General features: G+C 58.4%; 20 protein-coding genes, 1 rRNA gene and 1 riboswitch. All 21 genes read left to right on the forward strand.

The window, feature by feature from the left end; genetic code table 11:
• The first annotated feature begins 1 nt into the window (after window position 1).
• A complete protein-coding gene (gene citC / locus FX155_RS02185; RefSeq protein ID WP_374047549.1) occupies window positions 2-1,051 on the forward strand; it encodes a [citrate (pro-3S)-lyase] ligase in 1,050 nt (349 codons plus the stop codon).
• 58 nt (window positions 1,052-1,109) lie between these two features.
• Window positions 1,110-1,218: riboswitch (SAM riboswitch) on the forward strand.
• Window positions 1,219-1,270: 52 nt separating this feature from the next.
• Complete coding sequence (gene metK, locus FX155_RS02190) at window positions 1,271-2,449, forward strand: methionine adenosyltransferase (RefSeq protein WP_022487114.1); 1,179 nt, start codon at window positions 1,271-1,273, stop codon at window positions 2,447-2,449.
• A 1-nt stretch (window position 2,450) separates the two neighbouring features.
• Complete coding sequence (gene priA / locus FX155_RS02195; protein ID WP_154487680.1) at window positions 2,451-4,844, forward strand: primosomal protein N'; 2,394 nt, start codon at window positions 2,451-2,453, stop codon at window positions 4,842-4,844.
• Between the two features lie 95 nt (window positions 4,845-4,939).
• Window positions 4,940-5,416, forward strand: coding sequence for a peptide deformylase (def, locus tag FX155_RS02200; RefSeq protein ID WP_154487681.1), 477 nt, complete (start codon window positions 4,940-4,942; stop codon window positions 5,414-5,416).
• Window positions 5,413-6,351 carry a methionyl-tRNA formyltransferase gene (fmt, locus tag FX155_RS02205; protein WP_154487682.1) on the forward strand — a complete coding sequence of 313 codons (939 nt, stop codon included), beginning with the start codon at window positions 5,413-5,415 and terminating at the stop codon, window positions 6,349-6,351. Before def ends, fmt begins: the two co-directional genes overlap by 4 nt.
• 3 nt (window positions 6,352-6,354) lie before the next feature.
• Complete coding sequence (locus FX155_RS02210; protein WP_022487118.1) at window positions 6,355-7,128, forward strand: DUF116 domain-containing protein; 774 nt, start codon at window positions 6,355-6,357, stop codon at window positions 7,126-7,128.
• Window positions 7,125-8,465 carry a 16S rRNA (cytosine(967)-C(5))-methyltransferase RsmB gene (gene rsmB, locus FX155_RS02215; RefSeq protein WP_154487683.1) on the forward strand — a complete coding sequence of 447 codons (1,341 nt, stop codon included), beginning with the start codon at window positions 7,125-7,127 and terminating at the stop codon, window positions 8,463-8,465. The genes FX155_RS02210 and rsmB overlap by 4 nt, the downstream gene beginning before the upstream one ends.
• 8 nt (window positions 8,466-8,473) lie before the next feature.
• On the forward strand, window positions 8,474-9,535 hold the full coding sequence (rlmN, locus tag FX155_RS02220) for a 23S rRNA (adenine(2503)-C(2))-methyltransferase RlmN (RefSeq protein ID WP_022487120.1): 1,062 nt from the start codon (window positions 8,474-8,476) through the stop codon (window positions 9,533-9,535).
• Window positions 9,532-10,263 (forward strand): Stp1/IreP family PP2C-type Ser/Thr phosphatase, encoded by a 732-nt coding sequence (locus tag FX155_RS02225; protein ID WP_154487684.1) that lies wholly within the window; start codon window positions 9,532-9,534, stop codon window positions 10,261-10,263. Before rlmN ends, FX155_RS02225 begins: the two co-directional genes overlap by 4 nt.
• Window positions 10,248-12,224, forward strand: coding sequence for a Stk1 family PASTA domain-containing Ser/Thr kinase (pknB, locus tag FX155_RS02230; protein WP_022487122.1), 1,977 nt, complete (start codon window positions 10,248-10,250; stop codon window positions 12,222-12,224). Before FX155_RS02225 ends, pknB begins: the two co-directional genes overlap by 16 nt.
• Window positions 12,221-13,108 (forward strand): ribosome small subunit-dependent GTPase A, encoded by an 888-nt coding sequence (gene rsgA, locus FX155_RS02235; protein WP_022487123.1) that lies wholly within the window; start codon window positions 12,221-12,223, stop codon window positions 13,106-13,108. The genes pknB and rsgA overlap by 4 nt, the downstream gene beginning before the upstream one ends.
• Window positions 13,105-13,746: a ribulose-phosphate 3-epimerase gene (rpe, locus tag FX155_RS02240; RefSeq protein ID WP_022487124.1), complete on the forward strand. Its 642-nt coding sequence runs from the start codon at window positions 13,105-13,107 to the stop codon at window positions 13,744-13,746. The genes rsgA and rpe overlap by 4 nt, the downstream gene beginning before the upstream one ends.
• A gap of 6 nt (window positions 13,747-13,752) precedes the next feature.
• Entirely contained in the window at window positions 13,753-15,084 is a 1,332-nt protein-coding gene (locus FX155_RS02245) for a hypothetical protein (RefSeq protein WP_022487125.1), read from the forward strand.
• 56 nt (window positions 15,085-15,140) lie between these two features.
• A complete protein-coding gene (locus FX155_RS02250) occupies window positions 15,141-16,097 on the forward strand; it encodes an ABC transporter substrate-binding protein (protein WP_154487685.1) in 957 nt (318 codons plus the stop codon).
• 1 nt (window position 16,098) lies between these two features.
• On the forward strand, window positions 16,099-16,926 hold the full coding sequence (locus FX155_RS02255) for an ABC transporter ATP-binding protein (RefSeq protein ID WP_154487686.1): 828 nt from the start codon (window positions 16,099-16,101) through the stop codon (window positions 16,924-16,926).
• Between the two features lie 4 nt (window positions 16,927-16,930).
• Window positions 16,931-17,569, forward strand: coding sequence for a MotA/TolQ/ExbB proton channel family protein (locus tag FX155_RS02260; RefSeq protein ID WP_022487128.1), 639 nt, complete (start codon window positions 16,931-16,933; stop codon window positions 17,567-17,569).
• Window positions 17,566-17,988 (forward strand): ExbD/TolR family protein, encoded by a 423-nt coding sequence (locus FX155_RS02265; protein ID WP_022487129.1) that lies wholly within the window; start codon window positions 17,566-17,568, stop codon window positions 17,986-17,988. The genes FX155_RS02260 and FX155_RS02265 overlap by 4 nt, the downstream gene beginning before the upstream one ends.
• Window positions 17,975-18,769, forward strand: a complete 795-nt coding sequence (locus tag FX155_RS02270) for an energy transducer TonB (protein WP_154487687.1) — start codon at window positions 17,975-17,977, stop codon at window positions 18,767-18,769. Before FX155_RS02265 ends, FX155_RS02270 begins: the two co-directional genes overlap by 14 nt.
• An 82-nt stretch (window positions 18,770-18,851) precedes the next feature.
• Window positions 18,852-19,595, forward strand: a complete 744-nt coding sequence (locus tag FX155_RS02275) for an RsiV family protein (RefSeq protein ID WP_022487131.1) — start codon at window positions 18,852-18,854, stop codon at window positions 19,593-19,595.
• A 166-nt stretch (window positions 19,596-19,761) separates the two neighbouring features.
• Window positions 19,762-20,847 carry a M48 family metallopeptidase gene (locus FX155_RS02280; protein WP_022487132.1) on the forward strand — a complete coding sequence of 362 codons (1,086 nt, stop codon included), beginning with the start codon at window positions 19,762-19,764 and terminating at the stop codon, window positions 20,845-20,847.
• 484 nt (window positions 20,848-21,331) lie between these two features.
• Window positions 21,332-21,588, forward strand: a 16S ribosomal RNA gene (locus tag FX155_RS02285); the annotation flags it as partial.

Consider the following 21,588-nt stretch of genomic DNA (forward strand, 5'->3'; position numbering starts at 1 on the left):
CGTGATGTCTGATTATTTTATTTCTCAAGTATATCCTTCCGATAAACGGACCAATGCCCAGGTGGATGCCCTGCTGGAGCAGGAGGGAATCCGCCGGGATGCCAACCTGGACTATACCTGTGTGATGTTCGACAATGATTACCGGGCCATTGCCACCGGAAGCTGTTTCGGCAACACCCTCCGGTGCATGGCGGTGGACCATCACCACCAGGGGGAAGGGCTGATGAACGAGATTGTGTCCCATTTGGTCCAGTACCAGTATGAACGGGGAAATCTCCACCTTTTCCTGTATACCAAATGCAGTTCCGCCAAATTTTTCGGGGACCTGGGTTTTTATGAAATCGCCCGGATCGAAGACCAGATCGTCTTCATGGAAAACCGGAAGGACGGTTTCTCCAGCTATCTGGACCAGCTGGCCCGGAGCCGGGTGGAAGCTCCCAAAGTGGCGGCCATTGTCATGAACGCCAACCCCTTTACCCTGGGGCATCAGTACCTGGTGGAAAAAGCGGCGGCAGAAAACGACCTGGTCCACCTGTTCATGGTCAGCGAGGACGCCAGCCTGTTCCCCTATGCCGTCCGGAAGAAGCTGATCCAGGAAGGGACACGGCACCTGGCCAATCTCCGGTACCATGACAGCGGTCCCTACATCATCAGCCAGGCCACCTTCCCCAGCTATTTCCAGAAGGATGCGGAAGCGGTGATCGCCAGCCATGCCAACCTGGATCTGGCCATTTTCGTGAAGATCGCCCGGAAACTGGGGATTACCGCCCGGTATGTGGGGGAAGAGCCCACCAGTGTGGTCACCGGCCTGTACAACCAGGTGATGGAAAAGCGGCTGCCGGAAGCGGGGATCCAGTGCGTGGTGGTGCCCCGTCGGGAAGAACAGGGCCAGGTGGTCAGTGCCTCCACAGTACGGAAGGCTATCCAGGAAGGAAAATGGGCGCTGGTACGGGAGCAGGTGCCTCCCACCACCTGGGACTTCCTCCAGAGCCAGGAAGCCCGGCCCATCCTGGACCGGATCCGGAAAGAGCAGGACGTGGTCCATTACTGAGGACCCGTCTTGTATTTTCCTACTGTATCTGTTATAATTACAAAGCAAAATCGAATACAGCTCATCAAGAGTGGCGGAGGGAATGGCCCTGTGAAGCCACAGCAACCATGGCCCTGGGCCAACGGTGCTAATTCCTGCAATGCGGTTTGTCGATTGTAAGATGAGAGTCCCATAGGTACTCTCATTTTGGGAGTATTTTTTTTGTGTAAGGAGGAAATAATGAAGAAAGTATTTACGTCTGAATCTGTCACGGAAGGCCATCCTGACAAAATCGCCGATCAGATCTCTGATGCGGTGCTGGATGCCATCCTGGAACAGGACCCGGATGCCCGGGTTGCCTGCGAAACCCTGGTGGCCACCGGCCAGATCCATATTGTGGGGGAAATTTCCACCAGCTGCTATGTGGACATTGCCAAGATTGCCCGGCAGACGGTGATCGACATTGGCTACGACCGGGCCAAATATGGTTTTGACGGAGCCACCTGCGGGGTGCTGATCTCCATCGATGAACAGTCCCCGGACATTGCCCAGGGGGTGGATGAATCCGATGAATCCAAACAGGGCGCTCAGGGAGAAGAAGAAAAAATCGGCGCCGGGGATCAGGGGATGATGTTCGGCTATGCCACCGATGAAACCCCCGAATACATGCCCCTGCCCATTTCCCTGGCCCACAAGCTGTCCCGCCGGCTGGCCCAGGTCCGGAAGGACGGCACCCTGCCTTATCTCCGTCCTGACGGGAAGACCCAGGTCTCCGTGGAATATGATGACGACAAACCGGTACGGGTGGACACCATTGTGGTTTCTGCCCAGCACAGCCCGGAAATCACCATGGAACAGCTGCGGAAGGACATCCTGGAACAGGTGATCCGGCCGGTGGTGCCGGCGGATCTGCTGGATGAAAAGACCATTTACCACATCAACCCCACCGGCCGGTTCGTCATCGGCGGGCCCCAGGGGGATTCCGGCCTCACCGGGCGGAAAATCATCGTGGATACCTACGGGGGCATGGCTCGTCACGGAGGCGGTGCCTTTTCCGGGAAGGATCCCACAAAAGTGGACCGGAGTGCTGCCTATGCGGCCCGGTATGTGGCCAAGAACGTGGTGGCTGCCGGCCTGGCCAGGAAATGCGAAATCCAGCTGGCCTATGCCATCGGGGTGGCCCGTCCGGTGTCCATCAGCGTGAACACCTTTGGCACCGCTGCCATTCCGGAAGAAAAGATCGTGGAACTGATCGAAAAGAATTTCTCCCTGACTCCGGCGGGTATCATCCGGAGCCTGGATCTGCGCCGGCCCATTTACCGCCAGACCGCTGCCTATGGCCATTTCGGCCGGACGGATGTGGATCTGCCCTGGGAACGGCTGGATAAAGTGGATGTGCTGAAAAAAGCACTGGAATAAGATGGAATACGCAAAGGTTGCCATCAATCTGCCTGCCAAAAACATTTTTCGGCAGTTCACCTACCATGTGCCCCAGGCCCTGGATTTCCTGGGCCAGGGCTGGCGGGTGGTGGTGCCTTTCGGCCAGCAGCTGCTGGAAGGTTTCATTGTGGAAGAGGACCGGAGCCCGGATCTGTCCCGGGAACTGAAGGACATTGCCGATGTGGTGGGGACGGAACCCTGGTTCGACAGTGAAATGCTGGCCACCGCCTACTGGCTGTCCCAGTACTACCTGTGCACCCTGGCGGAGGCCCTGCGGCTGTTCATCCCGGGCCGGAAAAGCCTGGCGGCAGTGGGAAAATACGTCCCAGTGCCTGAAGTGGCCGGGCTTACCCCTGAGGAACAGGAACTGTACGATTTCCTGACCCTGAAGGGTCCCCAGTCCCGGCGGGCCATCCGGAATCTCCCGGGAGGAGAGACGGCCCTGAAGGGACTGATTGCCCAAAAGGCGGTGGTCCTTTCCTACGATGTGAAATACAAACTGCGGGAAAAAACAGAGCGGACCTTTACAGCAACACCGGAAGGGCTGGCCGCACGGGAAAACGGAGAGGTCCGGGGCAAAAGCCAGCTGGCTGCCCTGGACTTTTTGCTGTCCGGGAACACCGCCAGCGCCGGGGAGCTGGAAGGGAAAGGCATCTCCTCCGCGGTGCTCCGGAACCTGGTCCAGAAAGGCTGGCTGCTGGAAGGCCGGCGGCGGGTCCTTCGGGACAGCTACCAGGGGCTGGAAGCCCGGAAGGAAACCCTGGAACTGACGGAAGAACAACAGGCGGCCATCCAGGCAGTGGACCGGGCCCGGGAAAACCGGGATCCCCGGACCTTCCTGCTCCAGGGGATCACCGGCAGCGGCAAGACGGAAGTCTATCTCCGGCTCACTGCCAGGGCCCTCCGGGCAGGCCAGCAGGTAATGGTGCTGGTGCCGGAAATCGCCCTTACCGGACAGATCGTGAAACGGTTCAAGGCCTGGTTCGGCGCCGGGGTGGCGGTGGCTCACAGCCGGCTTTCCCCCAGCGAGCGGGGAGACGTGTGGAGCCGGATGCGGTCCGGCCAGGCCCGGGTGCTGATCGGGGTCCGGTCCGCGGTGTTCTGTCCCTTTGCAGACCTGGGACTGATCCTGATGGATGAAGAGCATGAAGGGACCTACAAGCAGGAGGAACGGCCCAGCTACCATGCCCGGCTGGTGGCCCAGTACCGGGCCCATTACCGGAAGGTGCCGGTGGTGCTGGGGTCCGCCACCCCGGACCTGGAGTCTTATTATCTGGCGGAACAGGGGGTCTACACCCGTCTCCGGCTTACCCACCGGGCCAAGACCGGCAGTCACCTGCCCCAGGTGTCCATTGTGGACATGCGGGAGGAACTCCGCCAGGGGAACCGGACGGTGCTGTCAGAAGCCCTGCGGAGGAAGCTGGAAGACGTGGTGAAGAACGGGGAGCAGGCCATTGTACTGCTGAACCGCCGGGGGTTTTCCACCTTTGTGCTGTGCCGGGACTGCGGGGAATCCCTCAGCTGTCCCAACTGTGCGGTGTCCCTGGTGTACCATGCCCGGGAGCAGCTGATGGAATGCCATTACTGCGGCCATACGGAACCGGTGCCCACCAAATGTCCCTACTGCGGCAGCCCCCGGATCCGGTTCTTCGGCACTGGCACGGAAAAGGCGGAACGGGAAATCCGGGACCTGTGCCCGGGGGTGCGGCCCCTGCGCATGGACCAGGATTCCACCAGCGGAAAGTTTGCCCATGAGCAGATCCTCCAGGCCTTCCGCCGGAGGGATTACAATGTGCTCCTGGGGACTCAGATGGTGGCCAAGGGCCATGATATCCCCAATGTGACCCTGGTGGGAGTCCTGAGTGCGGATTCCCAGCTGAACCTGCCGGATTTCCGCAGCGGAGAGCGCTGCTTTGCCCTGCTGACCCAGGCCGCCGGCCGGGCAGGACGGGGAGAGAAGCCGGGGCAGGTGATCTTCCAGGCCTATGATGCGGAAAATCCCATTCTCCAGATGGCCGCCCGGCAGGACTATGAAGGGTTTGCCGAAAGGGAGCTGGCCCAGCGGAAGGAACTGGGGTATCCGCCCTTTACCCGGATGCTGAAGGTCACCGTCCATCACAAAAGGGAAGAGGAGGCCCTGGCCACAGCCCAGAAACTGGTGAATGCCCTGGAAGCCTGGCAGCTGGAAACCGGCCATCCCCTGGAGATCCTGGGTCCCTTCCCGGCCATCGTGGCCAAAGTGAACCAGATCTACCGGATCAACGTGCTGCTGAAAAGCCCCCGGATGAAGCCGGTAAAAGAATGGCTCCGCCAGTCCGAATACAGGAATATGGCCAATGTGTATTTTGATGTGGATCCCATGAGTGTGGTGTAGGGCCGCGACCGGGGGTGTGAATTTTTTCACACCCCCCTTTTTTTATCTCCTATGGTATAATAGAGAGTAAAAATTGCGATAGGAGTCGATGATATATGGCAATCTATGACATTGTAAAAGTGGGGGCGCCCATCCTTCGGGAAAAGGCGGTTCCTGTTACCAAATTCGATAAAAAACTGGGCCGGCTGCTGAAGGATATGGCGGAGACCATGTATGCGGCCAACGGCTGCGGACTGGCGGCCCCCCAGATCGGCCTCAGCAAACGGCTGGTGGTCATTGACGCCGGCGACGGGGCCGGCATCCGGGAATTCGTGAACCCGGTGCTTACGGACCCGGTGGGAGAAGCAGTGGATTCGGAAGGGTGCCTAAGCGTCCCCGACTACGAAGGGGAAGTGAAGCGGGCCGCCCAGATCACCGTCCATTTCCAGGACCGGAAAGGGGACCATTACCGGCTTACCGCCGACGGGCTCCTGGCCCGTGCCCTCCAGCACGAATGTGACCATCTGGAAGGGGTCCTGTTCATTGACAAGGCCATCAGCCTTTCTGCCAAACCGAGGGAAGGTCAAGAATGAAGATCGTATTTATGGGAACCCCGGAATTTGCCGCGGCCAGCCTGAAGACCCTGGTGGAATCCGGACAGTATGAAATCGCAGCGGTGGTCACCCAGCCGGACCGTCCCAAAGGACGGGGCCACAAGGTGATGATGAGCGCCGTGAAGGAATATGCCCTGACCCGGGATCTGCCGGTGCTCCAGCCGGAACGGGTGAAGACTCCGGAATTCCAGGCAGAGATGGAAAAAATCCGTCCGGATCTGATCGTGGTGGCGGCTTTTGGCCAGTTCCTGCCCAAAGTCCTGCTGGATCTGCCCCAATACGGCTGCATCAACGTCCACGCTTCCCTGCTGCCCCGGTACCGGGGAGCAGCCCCCATCCATTACGCCATCCTGAAAGGGGAAAAGGAAGCGGGGGTCACCATTATGCAGATGGACGTGGGGATGGATACCGGCGCCATGCTTAGCAAGGTGGCGGTGCCGGTGGGACCGGAAATGACCCAGGGAGAACTCCATGACATCCTGAAGGAAAAAGGCGCCCGGCTGCTGCTGGACACCATTCCTCAGCTGGCGGCTGGGACCCTCCAGCCGGTACCTCAGCCGGAAGAAGAGGCCACCTATGCCTCTCTCATTACCCGGGACATGGAAAAGGCGGACTGGACCAAAACGGCGGAAGCTCTCCACAACCAGTTCCGGGCCTTTGACCCCTGGCCCGGTTCCTTTACCCTGCTGCCGGACGGGAAGCGGCTGAAGCTCTGGAAGAGCCGGATCTTCACGCCAGAAGGCAACCAGGGTGCTCCGGGCACCGTGCTCCAGGCGGACGGAAAGGGTTTCCGGGTAGCCTGCGGACAGGGTACCCTGGAGATCCTGGAATGTCAGCCGGAAGGGAAAAAAAGGATGCCGGCAGCCTCCTTCGTAAACGGGGGCCATGTGAAACAGGGAGACAGACTGGAATAGATTATGAACATGGGATTTCGGCCGAAGAAACGGCTTTTCATGGCACTGGCCTCTCTGGCGGTGCTGCTGGCGGCGGCAGCGGCTTATGGGCTATGGCAGCTGCTGGTGCCGGGACTGGCGCAGATCCATCCCTGGCTGCCCCAGGTGGTGGGCTGGATCGTCCTGGTGGTGATCCTGGCTCTTTTTTCCGGAGTGGTGGGCATCGTCCTGGCCATTTTGGGCTTTCCCACCATCCGGTTCTTTTATTTCTGGGCCTGGCACATCATCAACCTGCTCTATCCTCTGGCCCTGTTCCTGGGGAAACTTATGGGGATTTCCAAACGGCGGGTGGAGCAGTCCTTTATTGAAGTCAGCAACCATCTGGTCCGGAACCAGCATATCCGGGTCCCGGCCAACCGGCTGCTGATCCTGACACCTCACTGCATCCAGCTGGATACCTGCCCCTATAAGGTGACCCGGGACATCAGCAACTGCCACCAGTGCGGCCGCTGTGGAGTGGGCCAGCTGCTGGCCCTGTCCCAAAAGTACGGGGTCCATGTGGCCATTGCCACCGGAGGGACCCTGGCCCGGCAGGCGGTGAAGAAAGCCCGGCCCAAAGCCATCCTGGCGGTGGCCTGTGAACGGGATCTTACCAGCGGGATCCAGGACGTGTTCCCCCTGCCGGTAATCGGGGTGCTCAACGAGCGGCCCAACGGACCCTGCTTCAACACCCGGGCGGACATGGGGAAAATCGAAGAGGCCATACGGTCATTTATTCTGGAAGAGGACGAACAATGAGAAGAATCGGCAAGAATCCGCGGGAAGCGGCATTACAGATACTGGAACAAATCTTTCTCAAGGGAGCCTATGCAAACCTGGCTCTGGCTCAGGGGCTGCGTGGGGCTCCTTTGTCGCCCCTTGACCGGAGCCTGACCACGGAACTGGTCTATGGCACCGTAAAGACCATGGGGACCCTGGACTGGTATCTGTCAAAGGTGGTGAACCGGCCCCTGCGGAAGCTGGATCCCCTGGTGCTGGTGATTTTGCGGCTGGGAGCCTACCAGCTGCTGTACCTGGACCGGATCCCGGTTTCCGCCGCCTGCAACGAAAGTGTGAAACTGGCCAAGAAATGGGTCCATGAGGGAGCGGCAGGAATGGTGAACGGAGCTCTGCGCCAGCTGGCCCGGACCCGGAAACAATGGAAATTCCCCCAGGGACCGGATCATGAGCTGGAACGGATCGCTTTGGAATATTACCATCCGGAATGGCTGGTCCGGAGGTGGAAATTCCGCTATGGACTGGAAGATGCGGTGAAGCTCTGTGCCTATGACAACGCCCGGCCCACTTTTTCCTTCCGGGTGAATACCCTGAAAATGAATCGGGAGGCGCTGCAGACCAGCCTGGCTGCCCAGGGCATCGAAACCCATCCTTCCCGGTGGTCCCCGGACGGGCTGATCTGTGACAGCCTGCCTTCCCTGGAGACCCTGGTGGACCGGTTCGGAGAGGACATCTATATCCAGGACGAAAGCTCCATGCTGGATGCGGCGGTGCTGGATCCCCAGCCCGGAGAACGGGTGATGGACCTGTGCAGCGCCCCGGGAGGGAAGACCACCCATCTGGCCCAGAAAATGGAGGACCAGGGAGAAATCCTGGCCCTGGATCTGTATGACCACAAACTGGCCCTGGTCCGGGAGAATGCCCGGCGGCTGGGCATCCACTGCATCCAGACGGAAAAACGGGACGGGACAACCTTTGTGCCGGAATGGGAAAACACGGCTGACCGGGTGCTGGTGGACGCTCCCTGCAGCGGCCTGGGGGTGCTGAACCGGCGGGCAGAAGCCCGGTGGACCAAAGAGGAACGGGCCCTCAGCCAGTTCCCCCCGCTCCAGAAAAAGATCCTGGAAAACGGAGCCCGGTATGTGAAGCCAGGGGGACGGCTGCTGTACAGTACCTGTACCCTGGAACAGGATGAAAATACCCGGGTGCGGAAATGGTTCCTGGAAAACCATCCGGATTTTGTTTCCGTTCCCTTTGCCCATCCCCTGACCGGAGAAAAAGTGGAGGAACTCCAGATCCTGCCTCAGAGGGACGGAATCAACGGATTCTATCTCTGCCTTTTTGAAAAACGAAAGTGAGATCTGCCATGTGCAAAAAAGAAATCATGGGCCTGACCCTGGAAGAACTCCAGACAGAACTGGCCGGACTGGGCATGAAGAAGTTCCGGGCGGAACAGGTGTTCCGCTGGCTGTATGAAAAGGCGGCCACGGACTTTTCCCAGATGAGCAACCTGAGCAAGGAAGCCCGGCAGCAGCTGGAAGAGCGGTACACCATTGCCACCAGCCAGGTGAAGGTCCTGAAGGAATACAAATCCCGGGACGGGCTGACCCACAAGGTGCTCCTGGAGCTGACGGACGGGGCCACGGTGGAAACGGTGCTCATGCACCACGACTATGGCTACAGCGTCTGTCTTTCTTCCCAGGTGGGCTGCGCCATGAACTGCGCCTTCTGTGCCAGCGGCCTCCACGGCTTCGTCCGGAACCTGACGGCGGCGGAAATCCTGGCTCAGCTGTATTTCTTCCAGAGCGGGCTCCAGCCCCGGGGAGAACGGGTGAGCCGGATCGTGGTCATGGGCAGTGGGGAACCCATGCTGAACCTGGACCATGTGCTCAAGGCTCTGGACATTCTCCACAGCGACCGGGGCCAGTGCATCGGCTACCGGAACATGACCGTTTCCACCTGCGGGGTGGTGCCGGGCATTGAAGAACTGACCGCCCAGGGCCGGAACATCAACTTGGCCATTTCCCTCCACGGGGCTTCCATGGAACTGCGGAACCGGCTGATGCCCATCAACCGGAAGTATCCTTTCCCGGAAGTAATCCAGGCGGCGGATGCCTATGAAAAAAGCAATGGCCGTCAGGTCATGTACGAATACATCCTGCTGGCCGGCATCAACGACCGGCCGGAAGATGCCCGGAACCTGGCGGATGCCCTGGAACACAAAGAATGTGTGATCAACCTGATCCCTGCCAACCCGGTGCCGGAAAAGGGCTTTGAACGGCCCAGCGACCGGGCGGTGGACCATTTCTTCCAGCTGCTGAAGAAACGGCATCTGAACGTGACGGTCCGGAAGGAAATGGGGAAGGACATCAATGCGGCCTGCGGCCAGCTGCGGGCCAGCGCATTAAAGGAGGCGCAGAACCAATGATAGCAGTGAGCCGGACCAACCGGGGCATGGTGCGTCCCAACAATGAGGACAGCATCCTGGTACGGGAACCGGATCTGTATGCCATTGCCGACGGCATGGGCGGTGCGGATGCGGGAGAAGTGGCCAGCTATGAAGCGGTTCATCAGCTGAGCCGTCTGGACCTGTCCGGACTTTCCAGAAAAGAAATCCTCCCATTTTTGGAACGGAGCATCCAGAATATCAACAAGAAAATCTGGGAACTTTCCCAGGAAAAAGCAGGATTCACCGGCATGGGCACCACCCTGACGGCGGTGTACCTGCCCAATCCCCACAGCGCTTTTGTGGCCCATGTGGGAGACAGCCGGATCTATGTGTGGCAGGAAGGGATCCTGCGCCAGGTGACCAGCGACCACAGCTATGTGGCGGAACTGGTCCGGCAGAAGCAGATGACCCAGAAGGAAGCGGAAGCCTCCGCCCAGAAGCACATGATCACCCGGGCCATCGGGGTGGATCCCCAGGTCCAGGTGGACACCTTTGAAATCCTCCTGGACGGGGCCCAGAAGCTGCTGGTCTGCTCCGACGGCCTCACCAACATGATCTCGGAAGCGGAAATCGAACGGATTCTGGGAGACCGGAACCTGGAACGGCTGGCGGACGGCCTGATGAACGGGGCCATGACCGCCGGCGGCGACGACAACATTTCTTTTATTGTCATTGATCTGGAGGCTGCAGAATGGAAGGAAGAATAACGCTCAATGGCCGCTATGAAATCATTGACAAAATCGGCGGAGGCGGCATGGCCGAGGTGTTCCACGGCTATGATACGGTGCTCCACCGGGATGTGGGGATCAAGATCCTCCGGGATCAGTTCATCCAGGACAAGCAGTTTGTGGCCCGTTTCCGCCAGGAAGCCTGCAATGCCGCCTGTCTGTCCCATCCCAACATTGTCAATATTTACGACAGCGGCAATGAAAATGACATTTACTATATTGTGATGGAATATGTGGTGGGCCGGTCCCTGAAGGAAGTGATCCAGGAAAATGGCGCCCTGGACTACAAAACGGCAGTCCGGTATGCCATCGGCATTGCTTCAGCCTTGAAACAGGCCCATGACCATTCCATCGTTCACTGCGATGTAAAGAGCCAGAACATCCTCATCGACACCAAAGGGGTGCCCAAGATTACGGATTTCGGCATTGCCCGGGCCTTCGGCCAGCCCAGCAACGGGACGGACAAGAATGTGATCGGCTCCGTGTACTATCTGTCTCCGGAACAGGCGGCCGGCCAGCCGGTGACCCCCCAGTCGGACCTGTACTCCCTGGGTGTGGTGCTTTTCGAGATGCTCACCGGGAAGCTGCCCTATGACGGGGATACCCCGCTGGAAGTGGCCCGGATGCATCTGGAATCCTCCACTCCATCCGCCCGCCGGTACGATCCGGACATTCCCTACTACCTGGACAACATCATCACCAAGGCCCTGGCCAAGAATCCCCGGCTCCGGTATGCCACCGCCGATGATTTTCTTACGGATCTGAAGCGTGCCCAGACCCATCTCCTGGGAGATATGGGCGGGGAAGAAGAGACCTGGAACGATGCCCGGAAGCACCCGGTCAGCGACGAGACCATGGTGATCAGCAAAAGCGACATGCTGGACGGGCTGCTGAAGCCCCAGACTGCAGAAGCGGCTGAAAAGAGCCCGGCAGCGGGACCGGAGAAACCGGATCCGAAGAAAAAAGAAGAGCCGGAAACCCTCCTGGAAAAATACGGGAAAAAGAAGCTTCTGGCCTTTTTCATGGCGGCCATTGTACTCCTGTCCGGGGTCATCTATGCCATCCTCAGCTACACCAGCGGGGATGTAACGGTGCCGGACCTGAAGGGCAAGACCATTGTAGAGGCGGAAGCCATCCTGACCAAGGACAAACTGGGGTATACCCTGACGGAAGCCTATGATGCCACTGCCACTCCGGGGGTGATCATCAAGCAGAATCCGGCGGCTCACAGCCGGGTGAAGGCTGGACGGAAGATCCAGCTGGTGGTCAGCAAGGGACCGGAACCAGGGGTGGTGCCGGACCTGAAAAAGAAGACCCTGGCGGAAGCCACCACCATGCTGGAAAAAGCCAAGCTGAAGGTGGGCACCGTGACTGTGAAGTATGAGGCGGGGGCCGGGAAAGGGACTGTCCTGTCCCAGAGCATCGCCCCCAAACAGAAAGTCAGCGAAGGGACCAGTGTGGACCTGGTGGTGAACATCAGCGGCAACCAGACGGTGGTGCCCGGTCTGGCCGGTATGAGCCTGGCAGAAGCCCGGAATCAGCTGAGCAGCGTGGGACTCACCATCGGCAGCATCCAGACCCAGGAAAGCGACCAGGCCAAGGATACGGTCCTGTCCAGTGATCCCGGCAGCGGCTCCGTCATGGACCGGGGCGGCGCGGTGAGCCTGGTGGTATCCGCCGGCAAAAAAGAAGAAAAGAAGAGCCGGAGCAGCTCCGGCAGCAGCGGCGGGGGCAGCACCCGGACCATCGGGTACACGGTTCCCGGCAGCGGCAGCGCCAAGAATGTGAAGATCATCGTTTCCGATGACAGCAGTACCCGGACCATCTTCTCCGATTCGGTGGCTCCCGGTACCAGGATCACCCGGACCGTAAATGTGGGGTCCGGGGCCAGCGTCCAGATTTACGTGAACGGAGAACTGGCGGAGGATAAATCTCTGTGAGCAATCCCATTGGAAGAATCATCAAGACCTACAACGGCTACTACTATGTGGCCGGAGAAGACGGCATCCTGTACACCTGCAAGGTGAAGGGCCGGATGAAGCAGAAACGGTTCACCATGGCTGCCGGGGACCGGGTGGAACTGGAAGCCCAGGGCACCGAAGGGATGATCCGGCAGGTGCTGCCCCGGAAGAATCTGCTCCAGCGGCCTCTGGTGGCCAATCTGGACTGCCTTATGGCGGTCTTCGCCTGCAGTGACCCGGATCCCAGTTTCCTGCTGGTGGACAAGCTGCTGGCCCTGGCGGAAGCGGCCGGAATCCCGGCCGCTCTGGTACTGAACAAACGGGACCTGGCGCCGGAAGGGCTGGTGGAACGGTTCCAGGCGGTCTACCAGCCCCTGGGCTATCCGGTGTATCCGGTGGAAGCCCGGGAGGGAATGGGGCTGGAACCCATCCTGGAACAGGTCCGGGGCCACATTGTGGCCTTCGGGGGACCTTCCGGGGCCGGGAAATCCACTCTGCTGAACCATCTGGATCCTTCCCTGACCCTGAAAACCGGCCATGTAAGCAGCAAAATCGGCCGGGGCCGGCATACCACCCGGTTTGCCCAGCTGCTGCCCTTTGGAGGCGGCTACATTGTGGATACCCCCGGCTTCGGGAACATCGATCTGGCGGAACTCCAGATGGAGGATGCCGCCGACGGGTTCCGGGAAATCCGGCAGCGGGAAGGCTGTTGCCGCTTCACCGGCTGCACCCATACCCATGAACCGGACTGTGAAGTCAAGGCGGCCCTGGAACGGGGCGAAATCGCTCCCAGCCGTTATGCTTCCTATTGCACGATCCGTCAGGAATTGGCGGAACCAAAGAAAAGAGGAAAAAAATCATGACCATCATCGCTCCTTCCATTTTGTCTTCCGATTTTTCCTGTCTGGCCGAAGAAGTGGCCCGCATCCAGGATGCGGGTGCCGACTGGTGCCACATCGATGTGATGGACGGCCAGTTCGTTCCCAACCTGACCTTCGGGGCTCCGGTGGTGAAATGCCTCCGGAAACGGACGGACATGTTCTTTGACTGCCATCTGATGGTGGAGAATCCGGAAAATTATGTGGACAGCTTTGCTGCTGCCGGCGCGGACCTGATCTGTGTCCATGCGGAAGCCACCCATCATCTCCACCGGCTGCTCCAGTCCATCCACAGCAAGGGCATCCAGGCCGGGGTGGCCCTGAATCCGGCCACGCCCCTGTGCCAGATCGAGGAAATCCTTCCTTATGCGGACATGATCCTGATCATGAGCGTGAACCCGGGGTTCGGGGGGCAGAAATTCATCCCCACCAGCGTGGACAAGATCCGCCGGCTGAAGGCCATGATCCGGGAACGGAATCTGAAGGTGCTCATCGAAGTGGACGGCGGGGTCAACGGGGAAACTGCCAAAGCCTGCCGGGACGCCGGGGCTGACGTGCTGGTGGCCGGGTCCTTCGTCTTTGGGGCTCCGGATATGCAGGAAGCGGTCTCTGCCCTGCGGTAATCAGCCATGAAAAGGTTGAAAGGGTTTCTCCAGAAGCACCGCCGGAAAATCAAATGGATCCTGCTGAGCTTCCTGGCCAGTCTGCTGGTGCTGGTGTGGCTGGCCTACATTGCCAGTGTCCATGCGGCCCAGATTTTCAACCGGGAAATGGCCAAACAGCATTTCTTTGACGGGACCATTACCGTGGAGCGGCTGACGGCCACCCCCATGGGCCATGTGCGGTTCGAAAACCTGGAATGGAAGGGCAGCCATGACGGGAACCGGGTCTTCATCCCCAGCGGCTCCTTCCAGGTACGGCCTCTGGACATTGTGCTGAAACGGATCAGCACCCGGACCATCCAGGAACTGGAGCTCAATGAGGCGGAAATCCAGCTGACCTTTACGGAGAACATGCATATCCGGGGGATCCGGGCGGCAGAAGTACCCAAACCGGCTGAGCAGAAGGGCCGGAAGAAAAAATTCGACATCAAGCTGAAAAACGTGGATGCCCATGTGAAGCTGAACCACTGCAAACTGACTGCCTGCTACAAACAGCGGATTCACGCCTTCCAGGATGTGAATGCGGACCTGCGGTACAACAGCAGCGACAAGCTGACCATTGATTTTTCCACCGGGGAACTGGGAGGGACCCTGGAAGGCAAGGGAGTGGACATCCAGGGCAGTGTGGACCTGAAACCCCAGGTTTCCACCTACGACCTGAAACTGGGGATCAAGGAGTTGAATCCTTCCTCCCTGGGCACCGGCCTGGACATCAAGGAACGGGTTACCGCCAGCGCCACCGTAACCGGGGAACTGCCGGATCCGGTGATCGTGGGGGAACTGTACATGCCCAAGCTGAACCTGCCGGGACTGCGGTTCACCAATGTGAAAGGGAACTTCAAGTATGCGGACGGGTACATCGATGCCCAGAACGTGACGGCGGATGTGTTTGAAGGGACCTGCGACGCCCGGGGCGGGTTCAACATCGATACCAAAGCCTACAATGTAAGCGTCATGGGCCATGATCTCCACAGTGAGGATGCCACCAACATTCCCTACTTCCGGACGCTGGTCCAGCTGGACCTGAAAATGCTCTGCGACGGGAACAGCCGGTCTACCCTCACCTACGGATCCTTTTATTCCGGCAAGGGCATTTATGCCATCATCAAATTCAATTCCATCAAGGGGACTTTTTCCAACCAGTACAAACAGCTGAAATTCAGCGATGTGGAAATCAAATCCGACGGGGGCGACATTGTGGCTCCCCAGTTTGAACTGATTGACGGGAAGCTCCGGATGGGGAATCTGTATTATGTGGCTCCGGGAGGCAACCGGGCCCGTATCCATTTCTTCAGTTGAACCAGGGGCTGCTGCATGGGCAACAGCCCCATCTTTTTTTGCGAAGGAGAAGATCTATGAAACTGCTGCGGATCCTGGGGATCCTGTTTCTGTTCCTGACGGCCGGCTGCGGCCCTGCCGCTCCGGAACAGGGAGGCTATACGGTGGAGGATGTACGGGGAAAGACGGTCCGTCTGGCCCGGCCTCCCCAAAAGATCCTGACGGATTCCCTCCATCTGGATGAGACCCTGCTGACCCTGGTGCCGGCAGACCATCTGGCCGGGGTTTATTACCTGGACCGGGAACCGGGGATTTCCTTCATTGCGGAAGAAACCCGTGACCTGGAACCGGTGCTCCGGCAGGTGACTCCGGAAACCGTGGCCCGGACCAAACCGGATCTGTTCCTGGCTTCCACCTGGTCCGATCCCGGGCTGATCCAGAAAGTGGAGGAAATGGGGATCCCTGTGGTGGTCTGCCGGGGTCCGGTGACTGTGGAGGAAATCCGTGACAATGTGGGGCTCATGGCCCGGGCTCTGGATCGGCCGGAAGCCGGGAAACAGGTCCTGGCCCGGATGGACGGAGAACTGGAAGAGACGGAACGGGTCCTGAAGAATCTGCAGGGCCCGGAACCGGTGGGCCTGCTGGTTTCCCTCATGAGCCGGTACGGAGGCTCCGGGTCCCTGTATGACGACCTGTGCCGCCGGGCCCATGTGGGGAACGGACTCAGCCGGGCCGGGCTGAAAAACGGCCAGCCTCTGACCCGGGAAGCCATCCTCCAGGCGGATCCGGACTTTTTCCTGGTAGCCCTGCCCTATGGAGAGGAAAAGGCGGACTATGAAAAATTCCAGCAGCAGTTCTTCGCCGATCCGGCCCTCCAGGGGCTGAAAGGCCTGGAACGGCGGGTGGCCCTGCCGGACCGGTACGTGTACGATGCCTCTCCCATGGCGGTGTACGGCATCCGGGCCCTGGCCAACGGGGCCTATGGGAAGGTCCTGTTCCCTCAGGGACAGGAACCTCTGCTGAAAGGATACTGATATGGAATTTGCAATGGAAAAGGGCAGCCTGGGCTATGGCCGGGAACCGGTGCTGACGGGATTGGATTTCACCCTGGAAGCGGGAGAGTGCGTAGGGCTCATCGGCCCCAACGGGGCAGGGAAGAGTACCCTGCTGAAGACCCTGGCCGGGATCCTGCCCCTCCAGTCCGGGACCCTGGAACTGGAAGGAAAACCTCTGGAATCCTGGAACCGGCAGGCTCTGAGCCGAAAGGTCAGCTATCTGCCCCAGGACCGGGAACTGCCCTTTGCCTATACGGCGGAACAGGTGGTGCTCATGGGCCGGTATCCCTATCTGGACTGGCACCAGCAGGAAGGCAGCCGGGAAAGAGCTCTGGCCCGGGACTGTTTGGAGGTCTTCGGTCTGGGGAATCTGCAGGAGCGGCCAGTGACGGATCTTTCCGGGGGACAGCGGCAGCGGGTGCTGCTGTCCCGGATCCTGATCCAGCAGACCCCGGTGATCCTGCTGGATGAACCTACCGCAGAGCTGGATCTGGTGTATGAAAACACCGTGCTGGAACTGAGCCGGCACCTGGCCCGGGCAGGGCGGACCGTGGTCCTGTCCCTCCATGACATCGGCCAGGCGGCCCGGTACTGCACCCGGCTGCTGCTGTTGGGACAGAGAAAGCTGCTGGCCCAGGGGACACCGGAACAGGTGCTCCGGAAGGAAAATCTGGAAGCGGCCTACCAGGTTCCCTTCCAGGTCCGGCAGGGAGAAGAGGGACTGGAAATCCGGATCTGTCCGGATCCGGAACAGCAAAAAAGAGAGCTGGCAAGACTCAATACAATACTGGAAAACAGGGAGGCATAATTAGATGATTGGTTGGCTGCAGCATGGGTGGACATTTTTTCTCCGGGGCGGGGTGGTCATGTGGCCCCTTCTGCTCTGTTCTCTGGCATCCCTGACTATTATCCTGGAACGGCTGGCTTTTTACCGCCGGGAAGATTCCGGAAGAGCCTATGCCCGGACCTTCTGCCGGCAGGTCCGGCAGGGAAAATGGCAGGAACTGCTGGACGGGACCTGGGAAACACCGGGAGCCCAGGCGGCACTGGGCAAAAAACTCCTGACGGCGCCATCTGCCGTCCGGGAAAAGGAAAGTTATATCCTGGGGGAGAGCCAGCAGCTGGTGAACCAGTTTGAAAAAGGGCTGAACTACTTGTCCGTCATCGTGACCCTGGCCCCCATCCTGGGGCTCCTGGGGACCATTACCGGCATGATGTCCTCCTTCCAGGCTCTGGGAGACCGGTGGGAAAATCCTCTGGGAGTGACCGCCGGGGTGGCGGAAGCCATGATCACCACAGTGTTCGGACTGCTCATTGCCATTGCCACCATCTGTTTCCACACCTATTTCTCCCAGAAGGTGAATACGGTGATGGAGGAAGTGGAGCAGATGGACAACGCCTTTATGGAAAATGCCGGGAAAATGCCCGGCCAGGGAGGGCAGGGGGCATGATCCATCTCCATCGTTCCGGAGGGGACAAAAAGCCCTCCATCCAAATTTCTCCCATGATCGACATGGTGTTCCTGCTGCTGATCTTTTTCATTGTGTGCACCATGTACATGACCCAGCAGAAAGGGGTGCCGGTGGAACTGCCGGAAGGCCGGGGACAGCTCCAGCAGAAGGCTCAGGTGGAAGTGACCCTGCCCCGGGACGGGACCATCTGGTTCCAGGACCATCAGGTGACCCTGGAGGAACTGCTCCGGGAAGGAGCGGCTGCGGCCCGGGAAAATCCCAGACAGACGGTGAATCTCCGGGCGGACAAGGAAGTGAGCTACGGCCGGGTCATGGGCATTATGGGAGAACTGAAACGGGCGGGCCTGGAAGATTTCTCCCTGTCCGTCTCCACAGGAGAAGACCATGGGAAAGCCTGAGTGGAGCCGGTATGTCCGGCTGTCCCTGGTGATCCACCTGGTCCTGCTGTCCGCCGGAGGAGCCCTGCTCTATGCTCATCGTTCCCTGCCGGACAAAGGGGCGGAACCCATCCGGGTCCATCTGGCAGAGCCGGGGCCGGTTGGAGGAAACTCCGGAAAGACCCGGGGGACGGGAAACGGAAACCAGGGCGTTCTCGGGGAACCAGTTGGCGGGGGAACACCGGCATCCCGGGAATCTGGGGAAACAGCCAGGGAGGCTCTGTTGGAACAGCTGCTGGAAGCCCCCAGCCGGGTCAGTGACCAGGGAGAAGTCCAGGCACCGGCCGGTTCCTCCGGGGAAACGGCGGACAGCACCTTGTCCGGGAGCGGCTCGTCCCAGGGGAGCGGCGGAGAAGTTCCGGGAACAGGAACAACCGGAGGCAGCGGCAATGGAGAGAGCGCTTCGGAAGGCGGAACCGGAACCTCCGGCGGGGGCGGAGAAGGAGGGGGAGAAGAGGCCGGCGACCGGAGCCGGGATGCCAGCCTCACCGGCTACAGCAAAATCTATCCCCAGGCCTCCCGGGCTTCCGGGGAAGAAGGGACTGCCCTGGTGGGGGTGGCGGTAAGCGCCGGGGGAGAAGTGACCTCCGCCTGGCTGGAAGGGAGCTCCGGGTATGACCGGCTGGACCGGGCAGCCCTGAAAAGCGCCTGGCAGTGGAGTTTTTCCCCGGCCCTGGATGCCTCCGGGCGGCCAGTACCTACCCGGAAAACCGTCCATGTGGTCTATTCCCTCAACGAGTAGCTCTTTTGGCGATGCGTCTTGCACCAGGGGAAGAGTCTTTGTATAATACAGTCGATGGAGAAAAGGGAAAGGAAGATGTACGATGGATCAGAAAAAAATCCGTGCCTTTGCCGGCACTGCTCTGTTGGCAGGGTTCATAGCCTTTATTGGAACAGGAGCCGTCCAGGCTCAGTCGGTCACTCCTTCCGAAGCGGCTCACCATGTGATTGAACAGGAACTCCAGAGCCATGTACCAGGCCAGGCAGTCTATGCCCAGAACGGTGTGGTGATCCGTAGCGGGATCATCCGGGAGAAAGATCTGCTGATCCACTATCCTCAGGTGAGGGTCATGGGCAAACCGGAAGTGTCCCGGAGAATTACCCGGTATTTTGAAAAACAGGCGGAAATTTCCCGGGAGAATTACAACAAGGCCAATACCATGGAGGAAAAACTCACTTCCCGGGTGGATTTTGCAGTCAGCTACCATGGAGAACGGTATCTCTCCTTCCAGACCTACGGCTATGATTTTGTGGAAAGGGCAGCCCATCCCACCAGTTGGGAACTGGGGAAGACCTTTGATCTGGAAACCGGAAAGCTGGTTCCCTGGCAGAAGGTCCTGACACCGGCCTTGAGAGGGAACTTTACCCTGGACAAGATCAACAAGGCCCTGTGGAATACAGATTACGGAAAAGGACACTATTTCTTCCAGGATTTCAAGGGCTTGGAAAAATTGCCGGAAAACTATTATCTGGACCAGGAAGGACATATCCATTTTGTCTTTGGACAATATGAAATTGCCCCTTATGCTGTGGGGATCATCGACCTGAATATGAAGCTGGGAGTGTAACGTAAGAAACGTTCTTCCCGGCAGCTGAAGCAGACAGCGGACGGGGAGTGGTCCGGCTGTCTGTTTTGGGTTACAATAACAGGAGAACGAGCCATAGGGGGACGGGGACCGGGAAACTGCCGGCAAAACCATGAGAAAGGCATATTGGATAAAGGAGTGACTTGGGATGAAATTGTGGAAGAATCGACTGATGGGGTGTGCACTGGCCGGAATGCTGGGCCTGGGAGCCGTGACGGGAACGGTGATCCCTCCGCAGCAGGCGGAAGCCGGCGGGGTGCTGGTGGACGTACTGGGTACTGCCATTGCCGGCACCATGTACAGGGACAAGGTGATGGGGGTCTACAAGACCTACAACAATACGGACAAGGGCCGTCAGGAATGGTTCGAACAAATGAAGAAGGAAGAAGGGGTGGATGAAGATGAGTATCTGAACAGCCGGCTGGATACCATTATGAGCAATGTGACCGCCGGAATCGCTGCTGTGGATCCTACGGTGTACAAGAAACCCTACAACTACTTCATCAGCCCCAATGATGATGCCAATGCCTACTGCACCATTGGGCACAATGTGAATGTGTACCGGGGCATCTTCAATCTGATGCCCATGGATGATGAAATTGCTGTGGTCATCGGCCATGAACTGGGCCATGGGCAGAAAGACCATCCTCTCCAGGGCGTCAAGAAGTCTCTGAATGCTGCAGTGCTGGCGGAAATGGCCAATGCGGCAACCGGAGGGATTGCCAGCGGGGCAATCGGTCAGCTGTATACCTATACCCGGAACGTCCATCTGTCCAAACCCATGGAATGGGAAGCGGACAACCTGGCCTTTGATTACATCACCCACACCAATTACAACCCAGGAGCTACGGCTGCCGTATGGCAGCGGTTCCTGGAAAAGTACGGGGATATGAACATCCATTGGAGCGACCATCCTACTTGTACGGAACGGCGGGAAAACTACGTAAAGAAGCTGAACGCCTGGAGCAACAAACATGTGGATGACAAAGATGGGGTGGTCTATGTGAACAAGAAAGAGTTCCTGACACCCAGCGCCACCGGATCCATGTCCAGCAAAGAGCGGTCCTATTTTGTCATGGGGAATCTGGCTGCGGTGTATCACAACAACAAGACCGCGCCGGAAGCCTATGCCAGTGGAGATACAGTGATGATGGGACAGCAGCCTATTATCACCAGCACCGGGGACGATCCCTCTGCGGAAGAACTGGCAGCCAAGTTAAATAAAATCAAATGATTGGATAAAATAAATAAAAGAACGTTTAATTGTCCGAACCGTATCGAACAATTAAACGTTCTTTTATAAACAAAACGAATTAAAATAAAAAATGAAGCTAAAGAATGTAAAAAACAGGTATAAAAGTAAAATATACGTAAATAAACTTAAATAACGAAATAATAAACTTAAATACCGAAATTGAAGGTTTCCCATAAGTGTGGTATTATAATTAAGCATTCTCGAGAGAGAGTGACATCGGGAAACTTTCTCAACAGCCGAATGTTTTCGAAAGAAAATAAAAAAGTTGTTGACAAGATGAAAGTTTCTTGATAAAATAAACAAGCTGTCGCTGAGACAGTGAGACGAACTTTGAGAACTGAATATTGTTGACAGATGTGCGGGTCAAGTCACTTTTAGTGATGAGATCGAGTCACCTGGATGACAACCAGGTTAAAAAATCAAAGCTAGTTTTTCGAGAGCCATGAGGCTCTTCAAAATACCTATTTTGGAGAGTTTGATCCTGGCTCAGGACGAACGCTGGCGGCGTGCTTAACACATGCAAGTCGAACGGAGAACTTTCTTCGGAATGTTCTTAGTGGCGAACGGGTGAGTAACGCGTAGGCAACCTGCCCTCTGGTTGGGGACAACATTCCGAAAGGGATGCTAATACCGAATGTGATCCTTCTTTCGCATGAAGGAAGGATGAAAGATGGCCTCTACTTGTAAGCTATCGCCAGAAGATGGGCCTGCGTCTGATTA

Source organism: Acidaminococcus fermentans (assembly GCF_009696675.1).
Taxonomy (GTDB): domain Bacteria; phylum Bacillota; class Negativicutes; order Acidaminococcales; family Acidaminococcaceae; genus Acidaminococcus.

What these genes read in the sequence shown, in the direction of transcription:
- metK (WP_022487114.1), top strand. Translation starts at nt 1,271, where the DNA reads ATGAAGAAAGTATTTACGTCTGAATCTGTCACGGAAGGCCATCCTGAC.
- priA (WP_154487680.1), top strand. Translation starts at nt 2,451, where the DNA reads ATGGAATACGCAAAGGTTGCCATCAATCTGCCTGCCAAAAACATTTTT.
- def (WP_154487681.1), top strand. Translation starts at nt 4,940, where the DNA reads ATGGCAATCTATGACATTGTAAAAGTGGGGGCGCCCATCCTTCGGGAA.
- fmt (WP_154487682.1), top strand. Translation starts at nt 5,413, where the DNA reads ATGAAGATCGTATTTATGGGAACCCCGGAATTTGCCGCGGCCAGCCTG.
- FX155_RS02210 (WP_022487118.1), top strand. Translation starts at nt 6,355, where the DNA reads ATGAACATGGGATTTCGGCCGAAGAAACGGCTTTTCATGGCACTGGCC.
- rsmB (WP_154487683.1), top strand. Translation starts at nt 7,125, where the DNA reads ATGAGAAGAATCGGCAAGAATCCGCGGGAAGCGGCATTACAGATACTG.
- rlmN (WP_022487120.1), top strand. Translation starts at nt 8,474, where the DNA reads ATGTGCAAAAAAGAAATCATGGGCCTGACCCTGGAAGAACTCCAGACA.
- FX155_RS02225 (WP_154487684.1), top strand. Translation starts at nt 9,532, where the DNA reads ATGATAGCAGTGAGCCGGACCAACCGGGGCATGGTGCGTCCCAACAAT.
- pknB (WP_022487122.1), top strand. Translation starts at nt 10,248, where the DNA reads ATGGAAGGAAGAATAACGCTCAATGGCCGCTATGAAATCATTGACAAA.
- rpe (WP_022487124.1), top strand. Translation starts at nt 13,105, where the DNA reads ATGACCATCATCGCTCCTTCCATTTTGTCTTCCGATTTTTCCTGTCTG.
- FX155_RS02245 (WP_022487125.1), top strand. Translation starts at nt 13,753, where the DNA reads ATGAAAAGGTTGAAAGGGTTTCTCCAGAAGCACCGCCGGAAAATCAAA.
- FX155_RS02250 (WP_154487685.1), top strand. Translation starts at nt 15,141, where the DNA reads ATGAAACTGCTGCGGATCCTGGGGATCCTGTTTCTGTTCCTGACGGCC.
- FX155_RS02255 (WP_154487686.1), top strand. Translation starts at nt 16,099, where the DNA reads ATGGAATTTGCAATGGAAAAGGGCAGCCTGGGCTATGGCCGGGAACCG.
- FX155_RS02260 (WP_022487128.1), top strand. Translation starts at nt 16,931, where the DNA reads ATGATTGGTTGGCTGCAGCATGGGTGGACATTTTTTCTCCGGGGCGGG.
- FX155_RS02265 (WP_022487129.1), top strand. Translation starts at nt 17,566, where the DNA reads ATGATCCATCTCCATCGTTCCGGAGGGGACAAAAAGCCCTCCATCCAA.
- FX155_RS02270 (WP_154487687.1), top strand. Translation starts at nt 17,975, where the DNA reads ATGGGAAAGCCTGAGTGGAGCCGGTATGTCCGGCTGTCCCTGGTGATC.
- FX155_RS02275 (WP_022487131.1), top strand. Translation starts at nt 18,852, where the DNA reads ATGGATCAGAAAAAAATCCGTGCCTTTGCCGGCACTGCTCTGTTGGCA.
- FX155_RS02280 (WP_022487132.1), top strand. Translation starts at nt 19,762, where the DNA reads ATGAAATTGTGGAAGAATCGACTGATGGGGTGTGCACTGGCCGGAATG.